This is a genomic window from Bacillus cereus group sp. TH152-1LC (assembly GCF_027710505.1).
In the GTDB taxonomy this organism is placed as follows: Bacteria; Bacillota; Bacilli; order Bacillales; family Bacillaceae_G; genus Bacillus_A; species Bacillus_A mobilis.
Map to the genome: position 1 here is coordinate 997,422 of NZ_JAQFNK010000001.1, position 15,840 is coordinate 1,013,261.

Consider the following 15,840-nt stretch of genomic DNA (forward strand, 5'->3'; position numbering starts at 1 on the left):
TATATACTAAGAAATTGTGAATAAAAGAATTTCATCTAATTTTTTACAAACAATGACCCTCTACGCAAGATTTGTTGAAGCTCATATAAGGTGATATATGCTTTCTTAGTAATATAAAAATAAAAACAGGTACCATAAGGTTTTAGGCACCTGTTTTTATATAAACTATTTTGTATTATTAAGACTTACTGCATTGTTGAAGGGAAATCATATTCTTTTGTTTGCCCTTCCGGAGTAACAACTTCAAATGTATAATCTATTCCATTTGGTCTAAGTTTACTTGGTCCGCTACGTAGATAATAATTCACTTTATAACCTTGCTGTTCTAAAGACCTTGCAGCTTGCTTATATGTGATTTCATGGAGTTCTTTATAATCAACTTTATCAATTAACCATTTTCCATTTTGTTTTACCATAGTAGCATCATAAAGTCTGCTTCCATCTTCATCATTTAATTCTATTAATTTACATGTTACAGAATTCCCTTTTTTCGAGCATGTGTCAGCGAGTCCTTGATAAGGTATCGGATAACCGTGCATCCATCCACGAGATTGTTGGTAATATTCTTTTAACTTACTGTTCATATAAGAATCTGTAGCGTATTGTGATAATTTACCCGTTATAGTGCTGAAATCTGGTAATGGACCCCCTGCTGGGTCTGTATTTTGAAGAAACACAATTTGCCTAATTCCGTCGAATAATTCATTAAATGTTTTTTCGTAATTAAGCGTTTCCGGATTTGTTTTTGGTATTTTAGTTTTCCCGGCTAACTCTGATAGTTTTACTGTAAATGACATCTTGTGCTCTTTTTTATTTTCAGTATAAGTGATATTTACCTTCGTTTCTCCACTGTTCGGGTTCTGCCCGGCTTTTATCTTTCCATCAGCCGTTATGGTTGCAACAGTTGAATCCTCAACTTTAAATTTCACATTTTTTTTCTTTTTAGAATCCTCAAGTAAATCCACTTTGTCTTTCTTAAGTTCGAATTTATCCGAATAAACACCCATCACTTTTAAAGTCCGTTCTTCATCCGAATCTAATTTTAGAGTTTCGGTACTAGAATTGTAATTTAAATAGTCGGTGTCCAATTCAATAGATGTTAACTCTGTACAGCTACTTCCTAGTTCCCTAGCAGCAAACTTCTCATCAGCTATTTCGAAGCTTTTATCGAGGTTGAAGAGGTATATATTTGCTTTACTATTAACAAATGCACCGACTTCTGCTTTCAAACAAGTAGCTGCCTGCATATTATCTCCTATTTGTGCGCCCGCTGTTGCTTTCGCTTCTAAATAAAGTCCAGCATTCGCTTCTACACCAGCTAAAGAAGCCTTAAATAAGTTAGCAGTTACTTCAGCTCCAACTCCTTCGCGATTTTCAAAACTAGCCTGACCCGATAACATTACATCTTCTTCATGTTTATAGTGAAAATAGGGTTTAATGCCATTCTTTTTTACATAAACTCCTGCTTTTGCTACTTGTTCCGCTTTAATTTTCACAACAGGTTGCATGCGCTTATAATCCCAAGACATGTACAAGTAAAATTCTAATTTCCCATTAATAGGTGTAAAAATCGGGAAATACACATCAAATAAATGTTGTTTAATTTCCATATTCGCGAAATTTGAATTTTTATCTTTAGGAATAACGCTTAATTTTCCGCTTTCAATCGTTGTGAGTTTTTGACCTATGTTTATGTTCTTAATTCTTCCCCATGAATAATTAACATCGAATAAAAGGTCGGGGTCTACTGTTATTTCGCCATCTATTACAAAATTCTGATTATCTTTTGGAATTGTAAAGTTGTTGAATTTTATTTTCACCCCTATTGGATTCGATACCTTAAGACCTTCGACTTCAATGCTTCTTTCGCCTTTATTATTTATATCTGTATCTTCATTCCATTCAAATTTAGGTTTAGATTTCATAGATTCTGCAAGTGGGCTCGATGATTGATTCGAATTCGGATTAGAAAATACAATTTCCTTGCCTAAACCAAGTGATTGAGCATTTGGTTTATCTCCAGATGTATTCACTTGTTCTGGCTTATTATCTGGAGTTTGTAATTCATTGGGTTTTAAGAATTCTGATAGGTCAAGTGGTGCCTGAACTAGGAAATCTTGCTTCTTATCTTCAATATTCGCCTTAACAACACCATTGAGGTTCGTTTTCGTTACTTCTATACCTTGTAATTTTTTGTCCGGAACTATAATTCCGTCATCAATTTTTAGGACCTTATAAATATCAATTACATCTACTATGTCTTTAACATTTGCTTCTTTATATGTAATCACATATGTTGAACCTTCTTCTTTTATGGTATCAACTAATACCGCTTGTTCTGGTTCGTATTGGTCATTCGTTGGTATGACTAAAGGCGTTTGTTTTTTTATAGGTTTATCTACTGCTGCTTTATCCACCACGATTTGATTGCCCTGCTGACTTTTAATTGCATCTGCTTTTATTTGAACAAGATTTTTCTTCAACTCTAACTTTTCATTATCTTTTCTAGTTGTAACAAACGGCATTTGTGCAGACTGTTCATCTCGTTTTCCATCTTTGTATTGCAGACCTTTTTCTACATAAATGGTATATTGTGTGCCTTCTTTATAGCCACCTTCGGGAGGAGATATCAGAAGAGTTTTTCCGTCTTGAGAAACTTCCGACTTCACTTTCACTTCGTTTTTATCTTCATCCTTCACATATACATTGGATTTCGATACTGTTTTAGAATCTAATTCCTTTGGGAAATTCAGTTCCCATTTATGTTTTGTGGGAATATCTGAAACTAAACTATAACTAAAATACGAATCTGAGTCTTTTGGTTCCGTAACGGCAGATTTACTTTCTCCTTTGAAATTAGCAATCACATCCAGCTTGTATAGAATTACGAATACAATGATAACAAGTGGAATGATAAGCCAAAATAATCTCTTCATTTCTCCAACAACCCCTTATTTAGTTTTTGAATTTTCTAGTCTATATTTTCTAGACATACATGCTCAACACCATCCTCTAATAATAAATTTTTACGGAATATAAATAACGTCTTAATTGAATAAAATAATTGCTCTATATGTTCCATAGAAATAATTGTAAGCAAAATCCAAATCGTTGTAAATATATTTTTTCCGCATTTACACATTGATAATACCGTAAAAATTACGTAAAATCAAGTGTGAGGTGGAGAAATTCTTTTTTAGTTCATATTAAAATATGAAAAATATACATATATAGACTATATGTATATTAAATTATTTTCATTACGCACATAATAACCATAGAAACAATCATAGCAATTCCACTATATACAATTTGTTTCTTCGCCTTTTCTGTTGTGCGTAAGTCACTTGATACTGTATATTTGAATCCGGCATGAATAATTACACATGTACATATTACGAAAGGTCCCATTAAGATACCCGTAAGAATATCATATTTCTTGATGGATAAATAAATCCATAATACTGGAAGGAACCAACATAGTGTACGTCCTGCTGAATAACAAGTAATAATAAACGCATCTATGGTTTTATCAATGAATGGGTTGTAAGAATATTCATGTATTTTAGGCGGCGATTCCTTATATAAAATAGCCATTCGATAACAAGAATCTTCCTGGAGAAAAGTTAGCACGTTTTTCACTATCTCCTCTACCTCTTTTATTACTTCTATGTTTTTAGTAGGAATACTTTTCCTCACAAAAAAATCAGCGAGTGTATTTAAAAAGAAATTGATTTGGATAACTCTTTTTTTGTATGTAAAGTATAATTCCAAATCCATAAGCGCATATCTATTTTCTTCGCTTACTTCCGCTTTATGAAAAGCAATGTTTTTCAATTCATACTTTTGAAAGTATTGCTCGATTTCTTGAACTAACATAACACTCTTCCCTTCTGCATAAAAAGACTTCATATAATAAGTTTCCGATATTCTATACCATTTACATAAAAAAACAACTTATATGAAAAGAAAGTTACTGAATTGAATCTGGTTTTTATTAAAGTAAATTTAAGTTTAATTTTTTCTATTTTTTTATAGAAAAAATTCGATATCTATAGATGGATTCCTTAATTAACTTTTATTTTAAAAAGTGAGGTGAATATATCTTGAATGAAGCGTTAATCTATCGAAACCAAAAAATGTTTTCTCTAAGCATTTTATTGAATCTAATTGTTTTAATTTCACTTATTGCATCTAAAAAGCCACCGGGATTTATTACATTGGTTTGTCTTATCTTTGGATTCGTAAGTGTCGTGAACTATTTTTTAATATACAAAACCAATGTTAATCCTGTAATTCCTGCATTACTATTCATAGGTATTAATTACGGAGTTGTAGCATTAACAATCGCAATGGACCCTTCTTTAAATAAATTTCTATTCCTATTTGGTGCAATGACAATCGCGACTATTTACCAGGATATAAAAATTTCAATTGGTAGTTATGTGATGGCAGTTGCTGTATCTGTATTCTCTTATATGTGTTATAAGAATGAGATATTTGGAGGATATGACGTAGTACAACCTAAGAGTCTGATATTTATGTTAGCCATTGTAACGATTATGAAATCTATTATGATGGTTCAGGCACATGCATCAGAAAAACTAAGAAAAAAAGCAGAAGAGCAAGAAAAAGAAGCTCGTATTCAGAAAGAATATGCGGAAAATATGCTAAAGCAAGTAGAGGAAAATGCAAAAGAACTTCATTTATTTAACAACAAATTAAATGGTCATACACAAGAAGTGAAACAATTAACAAATAAAATTGTTGGTTTTAGTAATGAAATGGAGTTATCTTTCGGACAACAAACACAAAAAGTAACTCATATTTCCGATAATATGAAATTAATAGGTGATGAAACCAAAGCAATGACCTTGAATTCTGAATCTATTCAAAAGAAAGCAACAGATTCTAAAGATTTAATCGTAAAATCAGAATCGGATTTAAATGATTTATCAAAATCATTCACTTATCTGAAATCCGTTTTTGAAAAAAGTTTAACATCTGGAAAAGAATTAACTTCTCAGGCAGAAGAAATTGAGAAGCTTAGTACAGCGATTGAAGACATCGCTGCTCAAACAAACATGTTGGCTTTGAATGCTGCGGTAGAAGCTGTTAGAGCTGGTGAGCACGGAAAAGGGTTCTCTGTTGTTGCAGAAGAAGTACGAAAATTGGCGGATAATTCATTCCGCGCAACAAAAGAAATCACAACTATTTTAGAACATATCAAAAGAACAGCTAATGAAAACCAAGAGTTCATTCATCAATCTCATGAAGCAATTCAATCAAGTGAGAACTCAACATCTCGATTTAACTCTACATTTAGTGAAATCAAGAAAACAATTGATGAAATTGCCAATGTAAGTGTTCAAATTAAAAATCTAAATAACTTAATTTCTGAAATTGATGTACTAATTGCAGATACTGCTGTTATTTCTGACCAAAACACTTATGGACTAGTAGAATTAAATAAAAATTTACGAGAAATTAATGAAAACATTGAAAGAATTGCTACTGGTTTTGAAAGTTTACAAAAATAAAGCAGAAGGCTATTATATAGTCTCCTGCTTTATTAGTTAATATGAGTTTAATTGTCTTATTTTTTGTTTTTCATTTCATTTGCTTTATTTAAGAGTTTTTGAATATGCTCTTTTGCCTCTTGAGATTCTTCATTTGCGCTTGTAACAAATACCTGTCCTAAGAAAAGGTATTCATTTGCATTAAATGAATTGAAATCTATATGCTTAATAAAGTTGAACCGATAAGAATTGTATTGTAATTCGTAACAAGCAATATTATATCTAAAATCTGTTTCGTCTTCTATTATACTCTTTGTAAGTTGTAGAAAAGAACTATCCTCCGATGGAATGAGTCCCTTAAACGGAGATTCGTTTGATTTCAATTTTACATTGATACCTTTTGCATTGATGTCTTGGAAAATAAGTTCTACTTGTTCCCAATCACCTATCATTCCGATAAGGTCGTCGAATAATTCATTTACATTATTAACTATGATATTATTGTCTATAAATTTTTTAAAGAAAATCGTTTTTGGTTGTGTAAGGTTTTTAAGACGATTATCTTCTTTTATCATATCTAAAAGATTTGCAATTTGTTCTTTTTCTAGAGGTAAATTATATTTATACGTTCTTTCTAAATCTTTTAATGTTATACGAATCGCATGTTCTTCCTCAATTATACCAAAAACAATTTCTTCTCCATGATACAAAAGCCACCATTCGTATTTCATCATTAAAGAAATGGGGTTTGTTAATGTGGAGCAAAGAGGATAATTTGGTAACACTCCTTGTATATTCTTTACTGTAAGAATTACTTTTTTGATGTATTCTTCAATGTTGAAAGGTAATTTCGCCACATAAAGATACGTCAAAGAAGTATTAAACATACGAGCTGCTTCCTTACGTTCTTCATCTGTAAAAGAAGAGCGGTCTGTCTCTAAAATAACCTCTTTCAATTCCTTATTTGTATTTGCATCAGGTCGTCTTGCAATTACATAGCCTTCTAACTTTTCATGCTTTTGATTAGCTTCCATATATTCATAAACAAAGGGTATGGCTTCTTTTAAAATCTCATACGTTAATTGAGTAGCCTTTTCCTTATGGCTTTCAGCTAGTGAATATATGTGACAATTTAAATTGCTGGATTTCCACTTTTTGAATTGAACTTTTACGCCTGAGATATTAACAATGATAATGTTCGGTTTTATTTCCATTCGGAACTTAATATTAAGCTCCTTATATACATTCTGGATATGTTGGTGCGATTTTATAATAATAGCATTTGCAACTTTTCTAATGGACATATTTAGTTTATTCTCCTTTTATGATGATAGATATACCATTCGTTTTCACTTATTTTATCAGATAAACTGGTGAAAGGTTTACAATTAACATAAATAAAAAAAGAAATTCTAAAAGAAGTTCCTTTATATAGTTATAGTGTATTACCGTACTATTTTAATTGTTTTTTCATTTCAGATGATTTATTTAAGAATTTCTGAATATAATCCCTTGTCTCTTGAGACTCTTCATTTATATTTGAAACAAATACACGTCCTAAGAAAAGATAATTTTTTGAATTAAACAATTTGGAATCTAATTGTTTGATTTTGGGGTATTCTTTTGCATCGAATGAATTGAAATCTAAGTGTTTAATAAATTTAAAATGATAAGACTTGTATTGTAAGTCAAAGCAAACAATATTGTATCTGAAATCTGTTTCGTCTTCTATTAGACTCTTTGTAAGTCGCGGAATAGAACTATCGTCGAATAAAGTCTGTTTCTCAAATGAAGATTCATTTGATTTCAACTTTACATTAATATCTTGGAAAATAAGTTCTACTTGCTCCCAATCACCTATCAAGCCAATGAGGTCTTCGAATAGTTCATCTCTATTATTGATTGCGATATTATCGATTGCAAATTTCGAGAAGAAAAACGTTTCTGGTTTTGTAAGGTTTTTAAGACGATTTTCTTCTTCTATCATTTTTAAAAAGTTGGTAATTTGGTCTTTTTCTAAAGGTAAGTCATATTTATACGTTCTCTTTAAATTTTCACATTCTATAGCAATCGCATGTTCTTTATTAATGAAGCTAAAAGTAACTTCTTCTCCGTAATAAAAAAACTCCCAATCGTATTTATTCATTAAAGAAGTGGGACTTCCTATCGGGTAGAAAAGTGGGAAATTTGGCAATACCTCCTGTATATTTTTCACTGTGCGAACTGCTTTTTTAATATATTCTTCATGACGGTAAAGTAGTTTTGCTGCATAAAGATACGTCAAAGCAGGATACGTCATAGAAGTATTAAACACATGAAATGCATATTCACGTTCTTCGTCTGTAAAGGAAGAATGGTCTGTCTCTAAAATAACTTCTTGCAATTCTTTATTTATATTTTCATCAGGTCTTCTTGCGATTACATAACCGTCTAATTTTTCATGATGCTGAATAGCTTCCATATAGCTATAGACAAACGGCATTGCTTCTTTTAAAATCTCATAAGTTAATTGTGTAGCATGTTCCTTATGACTTTCAGCTAGTGAATATATGTGAAAATTTAAATATTTAGTGACTTCCCACTTTTTAAACTGAACTTTTAATCCTGCTATATCAATACTAATAATGCCTGGTTCAATTTCCATTCTAAACTTAATATCCAATTCTTTATAAGCTTTCTGAATATGTTGATGAGATTTTATGATAATATCATTTGCAACTTCTATAACGGACATAATTAGTTCGTCCTCCCTTTATGACGGTAGAATTTTATTGTAGCAATTACTCAAAATTCAAAAGAGCTTCGAAATGAAGCTCTCATGTGTAATTATACTATGCTCAAGACCGGTGTTTTCGAAGCATTTTCGAAATATTGGTCTATCTTTAATTTATCTCGCATCATGGTTTGAATACTATAAAGTCCCAGGCTGAATATTTCATTACAGCGAGCATAACCGAGTTGTAATGATTCACCTATTTCCTGAAATGTTCTAGGACTATTTGTGTGAATGCCTAATCTTTCTGAAATGACATATCTTTCTTTTTCCTCTAAATACGGTAAAAAAGGTTCAATTATAGAAATAAATTTTATATAATCCGCATTTTTGTTTTCTAATGCTTTATAAATGGGCATTCTCATTCTTCCATGTCGTCTTTTAGACTCCGGTGCTGCAATCATATCCAGGTAATAATGAAACGCTGATTCATCGAGTTTATCGATGTTTTTAAGAAATGAAATTCTTCTTAGTTCTTTTTCTTCTTCGGTTTCCCAATCGCGAGTCTCGTGGTCTACTTGAAAATGAAGAGGAACAAATAAATAAGAATTTGATTTACCTTCTTTTAAATACACTCGCTGTATTTTCTTATCTTTTTTCATTCTAGTCAAAACAGACGAAATCATATTTAACGGATAAACTTCCTTTAATCTATTTTCACCAAACGCAATAAGACCTTTTAATGTAACGGGCTCTTTTGTTTTCAAAAATAATTCCTCAAAGATTTGCATTACCTTTGCTTCTTTTTGTAATCGCTCTTTTGTTTTTTGATTCATGGTTGTTAGCTCTCCTTTTCTTACATTATATCATTTTTGTTTTTTTGAAGAAAAAAGATAATGTGTCTTATTGTATTTAAACTAACTGAATCTATCTCTGTAAAACTACGGGGCATAAATGCCACAAGAAACAAGCATAGTCATTAAATACCATGCTTGTTTTAATCAATTTTATAGAAAATGATGACTTTCATTATATTCCTTTTGCCCAACAATGTAGTCTTTTAATATAGAAACAACGTCTTCTAAAGTTTCTACGATTGTTTCTGTTCGTGGCTTTATATCACCTGGAACATGATGATGATGATAGGGGTCTGTATCAACATTATGTGGTGGTTCTGGATGTTTCTGTTTGTCGAAAGCAAAAATGTGCCTAGACGATTTCCCTATTTTTTTTAACCGTTGAGACAATTCCCAACCATATCGATATTCTTCAATAGTTCCATCTTCTTTATATTTTTCGTTTATAAATAAAATCGTTTCTCCGTATGTCTCGTGATTATTTAGAGGTAATGTAGCGACGACTCTACTTTCTCCCTTTGCCTTAATTTCAGGAATTAAGTTTTGATTAAACAAGTCTGGATTGTCTTCAAATAAGCTTACCATATGTTCAATTCGTTCTATCTGAAAATGACTACTCATGTAGTTTTTTTAGTTCTTCAAGTGCGTCTCGCCATTCAAAATAATCATCGGGTTCGTCGAGTTCATACGGGTCATTTACATCTCCAAAAACATCCTCAAAATTTCCACAATACTTTGTTTTGAAGTGTTTAATTTCTGCTTTTAATTCTGAGATAACATCATTTTTCGTGCGATTACGAATCTTAAATGATTCGTGTAAGGCTTGAATCTTTACTGCCCAAACACCATTTGACCAAAGAAATACATTGTGTAGTGGGTAGCGCCGATGTCCAACACCTTGTACTATTTCCATTCCAATATCAACATATCGACTAATAGTAGCTCTAGATACATTTAATTTTTGTTGTAATTCTCTAGAGGCAAGTAAAGCTTCTTCGTGATAAACATATTCTAAAACTCCACGTTTAGTGTGCATAAAGAAGATTTTATCTAAGTAATATTTAGCTTTCGCAATAGATTCGATAAATGGAACGGAACTTGTCTTCATAATGTCGTTTAATGAATAGGTCCACTCACTATATTCAGTTTGTTCAGTGAATATTGTATCTTTGCTAGGTTTAATTGCAACAATGTATGAAGGGAACTTGTTTTGTACAGCATAAGCATATAAGGAAATCAATTCCACTACACTGATATCTGGGGTATTTTCAAGGATTGCGATTATTTTTTCACTAAATGCTTTTTCTAAACTTGTGCTGCGAACGTCATTTTTATAACTCGCTATCATTTCTATTCCTCCCTCCTTTCTTAAAAGGATATCACTTTTTGAAACAAAAATCCAGTTTTGTTTCATTATAATCTGAAAACAATATTTTTATGCATAAATAAATTTCTAAATAGACAACAAAATGATGTGTAATAATGTATAGTGATTTCCTTACCTAAGTGGATTAAATATTATTATCTTCTACGAAAAACGAAAGGTGGATTTTTCCTGTTGTTATTTTATCAAGATGCCACCACCACTCTTGAATAGAATTTGTAGATTTTGAAAAATTGTATACTTTTTGAATATGTTGGACCATTGCATCGGCATTTCTAAGAAGTTTTAAATCATATGAAAATAATGCCCTCTTCTCTTCTGATGATAAATTCGAATATTGCTCATGTAGTTCGCTTCGGATATGTAAAGCTTCTATTGTTTCAAAAGGGCTTAATTCAGTGTCATTTACCACTTCTCCATAGATACGAATATCTTCCTCATGATTCATTAACAATCCTCCTTATTTATTCCGATATAATCGTCTGTTTTTTGATGATAAATGCTATTCAAAACTTTATAAGGTACATATGTTTCAATGAAACAATTTATATAATTTCAATATCAACACTTACAATACCTTCCTCGATGACGCACAAAAAAGAACATTGAATATATCATTCAACGTTCTTTATATTGATTTTATTTTTTGTTATTATCCGTAAATTCATCCCATGTAACGGTTCCTGTATCGATAATATACTTAGTATCATCCTCTGAACGATTAGCAATAGATATAAGTTTACATGACCCATCTATAAAATAATTATCAAGAGATTTTTTATAAGATTCATATTCATTTACACTAATTTCTTTGATTTCATCGCGATTCGTAGTAAATGAAACTTCGACTATCTCTCCCGCTTGATTAAATATAATTTCTCTTATAAATTCCTCATTAACAATTGCAATAAACATATAAGTTTCTCCTCCGTGTTTTTTTTAGCTTTTTTTGTTTTCTATCTAAAAAAATAATACCATGAAATGAGCGAATGGTACGAAAAACTAAAAAAGCCCCCTAATGGGGCTAACATGATTATATTGGAACTATACTTGTTAATGGGAATAGTTTACGTAATAGCCTTTTTCCCAAACCTCTATTAAGTAATTTAATACTTCCAAGGGGTCAAACCTATAAATGTAATGTTTTTTAACCAGTTCATAATTATCTTCAATATATGACCTGGCTTTTGTTCCTTCTGCTAGTGCTGCTTCAAATGTAAATTCCTTAAGTTGTTTAATGATATGAGTATAATCGGGATTATCATAGTCAAGAATCTCATCCCAAATTAGATATTTTCTTAAATCAATATCATTTTTAGTTAGTTCTTTTAACGTTTCCGCTAGTTCAACAAATTCACCATTCGGATATTTAAAATGAATTCCTTCGATATCATCGTAAAAACCTTCGAATACTACTTCTTTGTGTCCAGTGATTCGATATTGTTTTTCTGCTCCAGTATCTATTCCCATCCTATTATTCCTCCAATTTTTTCAGTCTTAAATGTAAAAATTGAATCAACGTATCTAAAATCAATTTGTTTCATTTAACTTACGTATTGCAAAATTTAATCTATTTAGAATGTCATCATAACCTAATTGAATAAATTCATTTGCTTTCAATCGATTTTCTTCAATGATGATTCTTCCTTCGTTTAGTGATTGTAGATACACTTCAGTCTTATCTTCAGGAATACCTCCATCACTATGAAGACGCATGATTAAGAAGCTAAGATTCTGTGTCATAGTTTGATATTCTTTGTCATTTTCTTTAACATAAGGATTTTCCATAACCAAATAATTAAATGCTTTAGAAATTTGTTCTGCGATTTCAAGTGGGTTATCAACTTTTATAATCATATATTTCATCCTTCTTTCATTTTTCTGTCACTCTATTCTGTTATACCTGATTCTGTAGGAAAATCAATATATTTTTATGGGATGATGTGGTAATAATCTTGTTAATCATACAAAAATAGAAGACTCATATTCTAAGCCTTCTTTCTATTTGAAGCGTTTATTTGATTCTGATATTTCTAACTTTCAAATCGTATTCGATTATGTAAATGCAATTACAATCTTCGTTTTCACACTGTCTATATTCTCTTCCAAGCCACTCTTGCATTTGATATGTATCTTCGTTCCCGCATTTAGGACATATCGTTACATCTAACATTAAAATAACTCCCTTTATTCCCTATTATCTGAACGAATATTATAATTTGATTCCTTCGTATCCATACTCTTTTAAAACATACCTTGCCCAATATTTCTCATGATAATGAAAAACAAATTCTTTATCTTCTATTAACGTTTGAAAAAATGATGACTCATGAACCATTTCAGAAACTTCTTCTTCTGTTTTGGAGCCTATGAATTCAAAAATAATTTTTTTAACGTTGTTTAAATATCTATATTCTGATACTGTTAATTTTTTGTAATTCACAATTACATAACACCTTTCTTTGAAGCACTTTTAAGGAATCATCTTGATAGCTTATCAGCTATCTTATTTTTATTTCGGTGTACCCACGCTAATTCTGCATCTAGGGAATGTAAATTATATGTAATTTCATCCATAATTGGTTTATATAATTCTTTGTGTTTGCTTTTTAAATACTTTGATTCGTTTATTTTATTAACAATTCCTCTTTGGTCTATGTTTACCAAAACATCTTTCATATTCATAGATTTAAGCACGCGTAGGGATTCATTTAAAGCAAGTAATTCAGCATGTAAACTAGTTACGATATTTTGACCCAGTTTTTTAGATTGTTTCAAACAAATTTGGTTATCGCTATCAAAAACAACCAATCCCATACTTCCTGTTTTTTCTAACTCATTGTAGCTAGCATCACAATGACATATGTACATGTTTTTAATCTTCCTTACCATTATTTCTCGTATGCTATATCTAAACATCTTTATAATAATTTCTGAATTTAAATAAGCAATTAATGAATATTTTTAAATTAAACACTTAATTCAGAATTACCAGCTTCATCAATTGCTTTTTGTGTGCTCCATTCTCCACATTCGGGGCAACAATATTCATATGTTGGATTATAATCTAATCCTAAAGACGGAAATTCATGTCCCCGTTCTTCTTCAGTTGTATAATCCCAATCTCGCCAGTTACTTTTAATGTTACAATTTGGACATTTATGAGTCATACTAACGCACCTATCTGTAATGGATTATGTTGGATTGTATATCTTAAAGAATGCCATATTATTTTCTTCTCTGATTATTATAATATCGTACCTTGTTCCTTGAAATACTCCCAAATATGAACAGAAAAATTTTTCTCATAAGTATTTAACTGCCCATCATTATCAACTACTAAATTTACTTTTACTAAGCTAGGATTCACCTGACCTGTCAATTCGTCAATGCATCGTTCTTCGCTGATTATTTTTTTGATAATCTCCATATTTTTCACCAACTATATTAATCATTTTGTTTTCATATACAATTCAAATTGTATATCAATCTATTTAAGAACCGCTTGCTTAACTTATCCACTGATAAATACCTTCTGAGGTAACAATTGCAACTCTAGGGTTTCCGAATTTAAAGCCTTTCGCTATTTGAACAGCTGTGCTTAAATCGTTGAATCCTAAGGCGTTGCTTAAATACCGCGTCCAATAGCCACCTTTGCTAATCCTTTGGTCTTGGAAAAAGACTATGTTACCTGAACTTTTTCCTTTAGTAGCTACTACATATTTTCCAGAAAGCAGTTTAACTCTTCTTTTTCTATCTTTTTTGATACCCGTTATTCTCGCCATTTCCTCATCCCAAATATCACGGTCTGCCATTTGACCACCAATATCTTCTCCACCATCTAAAGCCCAACCCATATCGCATTCCTCTTTCTTAAGAAATTTCAAAATTTACGATAACCTATCAGTTTTTTAAAAGAGTGCTTTCATTAAAAATGCTCGTCCCAACGTTCAACTTGACCTCTTGCATGAGACCAAACTCCGTTTCTCTCCAATGTTTCTAATTCAATCTCCACTGGAACATAATCATCGCCATCTAACTCTTTATTAATAAAGTTTTCAGCCATTTTTTCTGTAGGTAGAAAACAATTTTCGTTTAATTCCAATGTAGTCTCTTCTTTTGCAAAGTTATAAAAAACATCTTCTTGATGTTGATAAGCAATCGCCCAAAATTTCATATTGAATTCTCCTTCTTGATAAAGTTCAAATTTGATAGAGTAACGCTTTGGTTACATTCTCATCAGTTTTTACTCATTTTCTTCTACGGATTTAAAGTTTTCCGTAAATTTAATCAATAATAACTGTACCAATACAGCAGACATAAACATTTTCAAATTAATAATATCGAAAGCACATAAACTTATTGTAATTAATAATGTAATAACAAAAAAATATAATAAAATATTTTTCATATTCTTCTCTCGCCTTCAAAATAACGCTTTTGTTTAGTTTTCTTCATTCCAATCATACAACCAATTAAAGACCTTTTTATTTACACCTAAATGACCTAATTTCCATTTGATATGAACAACTTCATAGAATTTCATTTTTAATCCCTCTTTGTAACAAAATTAAAAATCTATTACAATAACTAGTTTGTTTAAATTACTTAGAGCTATGTTGGCGATAAAAGTAATCTAATAACTCTTTAATCTTCCTTTCAATTGCTTCCCTCTCTATTCCGTCCTTTTTAACAAGCATCCGTAGAGACATTGCTAACGCCCACCATCCAGCGCTCACTTTATCTTCTTTCTTCATAAAACCACCCCGACCAAATAATGCTTTTTTAATTTTCTAGTGCTGCACAAAGCACTTTATATTCTGTTTTTTTATTTCTTTTAACCTTTTTAGTGCCTTGATAGTGTTCGCACGGTTTAATCATATGTACACCATGCAGACCGCTTCGATAAATACACATACATTCATGTAATACGGGATTTTCCATGCCTTTTGGAACAGCCAGATACTTATTGCGTTTTCGTTCAGTATCTTTCCTTTTAATCGGACAATCTTCCATTAATACATGTACATTTTCAGTTCCGTCATTTCCAAATGCACAACAGCTAGAAAGTATCTCTTTTTTCATTTTTTATTCCCCTTTTCGATTAAAACAACGGCTTTTTTATGGCATCTTGCAATAACGATGTAAGAAAAGCGATTTCCATTTCTTTTGAAATGATTGAACCTCTTATTCTACCCACTTCAATGTGACCGAATTTCGTTAATGGTTCTTTATATTCTTTTTCACGAGATTCTAGATTTTCTATTCTTGTATTAAGATATGTTATTCTTTTTTTAATTTCATCTTCCATAATTCATTCACCTTTTCTACAAATTCAGAATCTATTATATTTCATAAAAAAACGAT

At 30.9% G+C, this 15,840-nt stretch carries 21 protein-coding genes; 1 reads left to right on the top strand and 20 read right to left on the bottom strand.

Features of this window, described 5'->3' with window-relative positions:
- Positions 1-185 precede the first annotated feature (185 nt).
- Positions 186-2,936, bottom strand: a complete 2,751-nt coding sequence (locus PDL00_RS05495; protein ID WP_270727277.1) for an Ig-like domain-containing protein — start codon at positions 2,934-2,936, stop codon at positions 186-188.
- A gap of 310 nt (positions 2,937-3,246) precedes the next feature.
- Positions 3,247-3,879: a hypothetical protein gene (locus tag PDL00_RS05500; protein ID WP_270727279.1), complete on the bottom strand. Its 633-nt coding sequence runs from the start codon at positions 3,877-3,879 to the stop codon at positions 3,247-3,249.
- A gap of 989 nt (positions 3,880-4,868) precedes the next feature.
- Here PDL00_RS05500 and PDL00_RS34830 point away from each other — a divergent pair.
- Positions 4,869-5,540, top strand: a complete 672-nt coding sequence (locus PDL00_RS34830; RefSeq protein WP_420107066.1) for a methyl-accepting chemotaxis protein — start codon at positions 4,869-4,871, stop codon at positions 5,538-5,540.
- Positions 5,541-5,596: 56 nt separating this feature from the next.
- Here the strand turns inward: PDL00_RS34830 and PDL00_RS05510 are convergent, their stop codons facing one another.
- The 18 genes from PDL00_RS05510 to PDL00_RS05595 form a co-directional block, all read right to left on the bottom strand.
- Positions 5,597-6,823 carry a hypothetical protein gene (locus tag PDL00_RS05510; RefSeq protein WP_270727284.1) on the bottom strand — a complete coding sequence of 409 codons (1,227 nt, stop codon included), beginning with the start codon at positions 6,821-6,823 and terminating at the stop codon, positions 5,597-5,599.
- Between the two features lie 149 nt (positions 6,824-6,972).
- On the bottom strand, positions 6,973-8,253 hold the full coding sequence (locus PDL00_RS05515) for a hypothetical protein (RefSeq protein ID WP_270727286.1): 1,281 nt from the start codon (positions 8,251-8,253) through the stop codon (positions 6,973-6,975).
- A gap of 92 nt (positions 8,254-8,345) precedes the next feature.
- A complete protein-coding gene (locus PDL00_RS05520; protein WP_270727289.1) occupies positions 8,346-9,068 on the bottom strand; it encodes a hypothetical protein in 723 nt (240 codons plus the stop codon).
- Between the two features lie 171 nt (positions 9,069-9,239).
- Positions 9,240-9,710, bottom strand: a complete 471-nt coding sequence (locus PDL00_RS05525; protein WP_270727291.1) for a toxin-antitoxin system TumE family protein — start codon at positions 9,708-9,710, stop codon at positions 9,240-9,242.
- Positions 9,703-10,437, bottom strand: coding sequence for a hypothetical protein (locus PDL00_RS05530; protein ID WP_270727293.1), 735 nt, complete (start codon positions 10,435-10,437; stop codon positions 9,703-9,705). Before PDL00_RS05530 ends, PDL00_RS05525 begins: the two co-directional genes overlap by 8 nt.
- Before the next feature lie 163 nt (positions 10,438-10,600).
- Positions 10,601-10,921 (bottom strand): hypothetical protein, encoded by a 321-nt coding sequence (locus PDL00_RS05535; RefSeq protein WP_270727296.1) that lies wholly within the window; start codon positions 10,919-10,921, stop codon positions 10,601-10,603.
- 191 nt (positions 10,922-11,112) lie between these two features.
- Positions 11,113-11,388 carry a hypothetical protein gene (locus tag PDL00_RS05540; protein WP_270727299.1) on the bottom strand — a complete coding sequence of 92 codons (276 nt, stop codon included), beginning with the start codon at positions 11,386-11,388 and terminating at the stop codon, positions 11,113-11,115.
- A 138-nt stretch (positions 11,389-11,526) separates the two neighbouring features.
- Positions 11,527-11,943, bottom strand: a complete 417-nt coding sequence (locus PDL00_RS05545) for a hypothetical protein (protein ID WP_270727302.1) — start codon at positions 11,941-11,943, stop codon at positions 11,527-11,529.
- Between the two features lie 60 nt (positions 11,944-12,003).
- Positions 12,004-12,330, bottom strand: a complete 327-nt coding sequence (locus PDL00_RS05550) for a hypothetical protein (RefSeq protein WP_270727304.1) — start codon at positions 12,328-12,330, stop codon at positions 12,004-12,006.
- 355 nt (positions 12,331-12,685) lie between these two features.
- A complete protein-coding gene (locus PDL00_RS05555; RefSeq protein WP_270727306.1) occupies positions 12,686-12,916 on the bottom strand; it encodes a hypothetical protein in 231 nt (76 codons plus the stop codon).
- Positions 12,917-12,954: 38 nt separating this feature from the next.
- Entirely contained in the window at positions 12,955-13,344 is a 390-nt protein-coding gene (locus PDL00_RS05560; RefSeq protein WP_270727309.1) for a ribonuclease H family protein, read from the bottom strand.
- Positions 13,345-13,442: 98 nt separating this feature from the next.
- A complete protein-coding gene (locus PDL00_RS05565; protein ID WP_270727312.1) occupies positions 13,443-13,643 on the bottom strand; it encodes a hypothetical protein in 201 nt (66 codons plus the stop codon).
- Between the two features lie 77 nt (positions 13,644-13,720).
- Complete coding sequence (locus PDL00_RS05570; protein WP_270727314.1) at positions 13,721-13,903, bottom strand: hypothetical protein; 183 nt, start codon at positions 13,901-13,903, stop codon at positions 13,721-13,723.
- A gap of 79 nt (positions 13,904-13,982) precedes the next feature.
- A complete protein-coding gene (locus PDL00_RS05575; protein WP_270727315.1) occupies positions 13,983-14,330 on the bottom strand; it encodes a hypothetical protein in 348 nt (115 codons plus the stop codon).
- A 71-nt stretch (positions 14,331-14,401) separates the two neighbouring features.
- Entirely contained in the window at positions 14,402-14,650 is a 249-nt protein-coding gene (locus PDL00_RS05580; protein WP_270727317.1) for a hypothetical protein, read from the bottom strand.
- Positions 14,651-15,077: 427 nt separating this feature from the next.
- Positions 15,078-15,230 (bottom strand): hypothetical protein, encoded by a 153-nt coding sequence (locus PDL00_RS05585; protein ID WP_270727320.1) that lies wholly within the window; start codon positions 15,228-15,230, stop codon positions 15,078-15,080.
- A gap of 28 nt (positions 15,231-15,258) precedes the next feature.
- Complete coding sequence (locus PDL00_RS05590) at positions 15,259-15,558, bottom strand: hypothetical protein (RefSeq protein ID WP_270727322.1); 300 nt, start codon at positions 15,556-15,558, stop codon at positions 15,259-15,261.
- Between the two features lie 19 nt (positions 15,559-15,577).
- Positions 15,578-15,784 carry a hypothetical protein gene (locus PDL00_RS05595; protein ID WP_270727325.1) on the bottom strand — a complete coding sequence of 69 codons (207 nt, stop codon included), beginning with the start codon at positions 15,782-15,784 and terminating at the stop codon, positions 15,578-15,580.
- Positions 15,785-15,840: the final 56 nt, after the last annotated feature.

What these genes read in the sequence shown, in the direction of transcription:
- PDL00_RS05590 (WP_270727322.1), bottom strand. Translation starts at nt 15,558, where the DNA reads ATGAAAAAAGAGATACTTTCTAGCTGTTGTGCATTTGGAAATGACGGA.
- PDL00_RS05530 (WP_270727293.1), bottom strand. Translation starts at nt 10,437, where the DNA reads ATGATAGCGAGTTATAAAAATGACGTTCGCAGCACAAGTTTAGAAAAA.
- PDL00_RS05565 (WP_270727312.1), bottom strand. Translation starts at nt 13,643, where the DNA reads ATGACTCATAAATGTCCAAATTGTAACATTAAAAGTAACTGGCGAGAT.
- PDL00_RS05545 (WP_270727302.1), bottom strand. Translation starts at nt 11,943, where the DNA reads ATGGGAATAGATACTGGAGCAGAAAAACAATATCGAATCACTGGACAC.
- PDL00_RS05520 (WP_270727289.1), bottom strand. Translation starts at nt 9,068, where the DNA reads ATGAATCAAAAAACAAAAGAGCGATTACAAAAAGAAGCAAAGGTAATG.
- PDL00_RS05560 (WP_270727309.1), bottom strand. Translation starts at nt 13,344, where the DNA reads ATGTACATATGTCATTGTGATGCTAGCTACAATGAGTTAGAAAAAACA.
- PDL00_RS05500 (WP_270727279.1), bottom strand. Translation starts at nt 3,879, where the DNA reads ATGTTAGTTCAAGAAATCGAGCAATACTTTCAAAAGTATGAATTGAAA.
- PDL00_RS05585 (WP_270727320.1), bottom strand. Translation starts at nt 15,230, where the DNA reads ATGAAGAAAGAAGATAAAGTGAGCGCTGGATGGTGGGCGTTAGCAATG.
- PDL00_RS34830 (WP_420107066.1), top strand. Translation starts at nt 4,869, where the DNA reads ATGACCTTGAATTCTGAATCTATTCAAAAGAAAGCAACAGATTCTAAA.
- PDL00_RS05570 (WP_270727314.1), bottom strand. Translation starts at nt 13,903, where the DNA reads ATGGAGATTATCAAAAAAATAATCAGCGAAGAACGATGCATTGACGAA.
- PDL00_RS05595 (WP_270727325.1), bottom strand. Translation starts at nt 15,784, where the DNA reads ATGGAAGATGAAATTAAAAAAAGAATAACATATCTTAATACAAGAATA.
- PDL00_RS05540 (WP_270727299.1), bottom strand. Translation starts at nt 11,388, where the DNA reads ATGTTTATTGCAATTGTTAATGAGGAATTTATAAGAGAAATTATATTT.
- PDL00_RS05575 (WP_270727315.1), bottom strand. Translation starts at nt 14,330, where the DNA reads ATGGGTTGGGCTTTAGATGGTGGAGAAGATATTGGTGGTCAAATGGCA.
- PDL00_RS05550 (WP_270727304.1), bottom strand. Translation starts at nt 12,330, where the DNA reads ATGATTATAAAAGTTGATAACCCACTTGAAATCGCAGAACAAATTTCT.
- PDL00_RS05495 (WP_270727277.1), bottom strand. Translation starts at nt 2,936, where the DNA reads ATGAAGAGATTATTTTGGCTTATCATTCCACTTGTTATCATTGTATTC.
- PDL00_RS05535 (WP_270727296.1), bottom strand. Translation starts at nt 10,921, where the DNA reads ATGAATCATGAGGAAGATATTCGTATCTATGGAGAAGTGGTAAATGAC.
- PDL00_RS05580 (WP_270727317.1), bottom strand. Translation starts at nt 14,650, where the DNA reads ATGAAATTTTGGGCGATTGCTTATCAACATCAAGAAGATGTTTTTTAT.
- PDL00_RS05515 (WP_270727286.1), bottom strand. Translation starts at nt 8,253, where the DNA reads ATGTCCGTTATAGAAGTTGCAAATGATATTATCATAAAATCTCATCAA.
- PDL00_RS05525 (WP_270727291.1), bottom strand. Translation starts at nt 9,710, where the DNA reads ATGAGTAGTCATTTTCAGATAGAACGAATTGAACATATGGTAAGCTTA.
- PDL00_RS05510 (WP_270727284.1), bottom strand. Translation starts at nt 6,823, where the DNA reads ATGTCCATTAGAAAAGTTGCAAATGCTATTATTATAAAATCGCACCAA.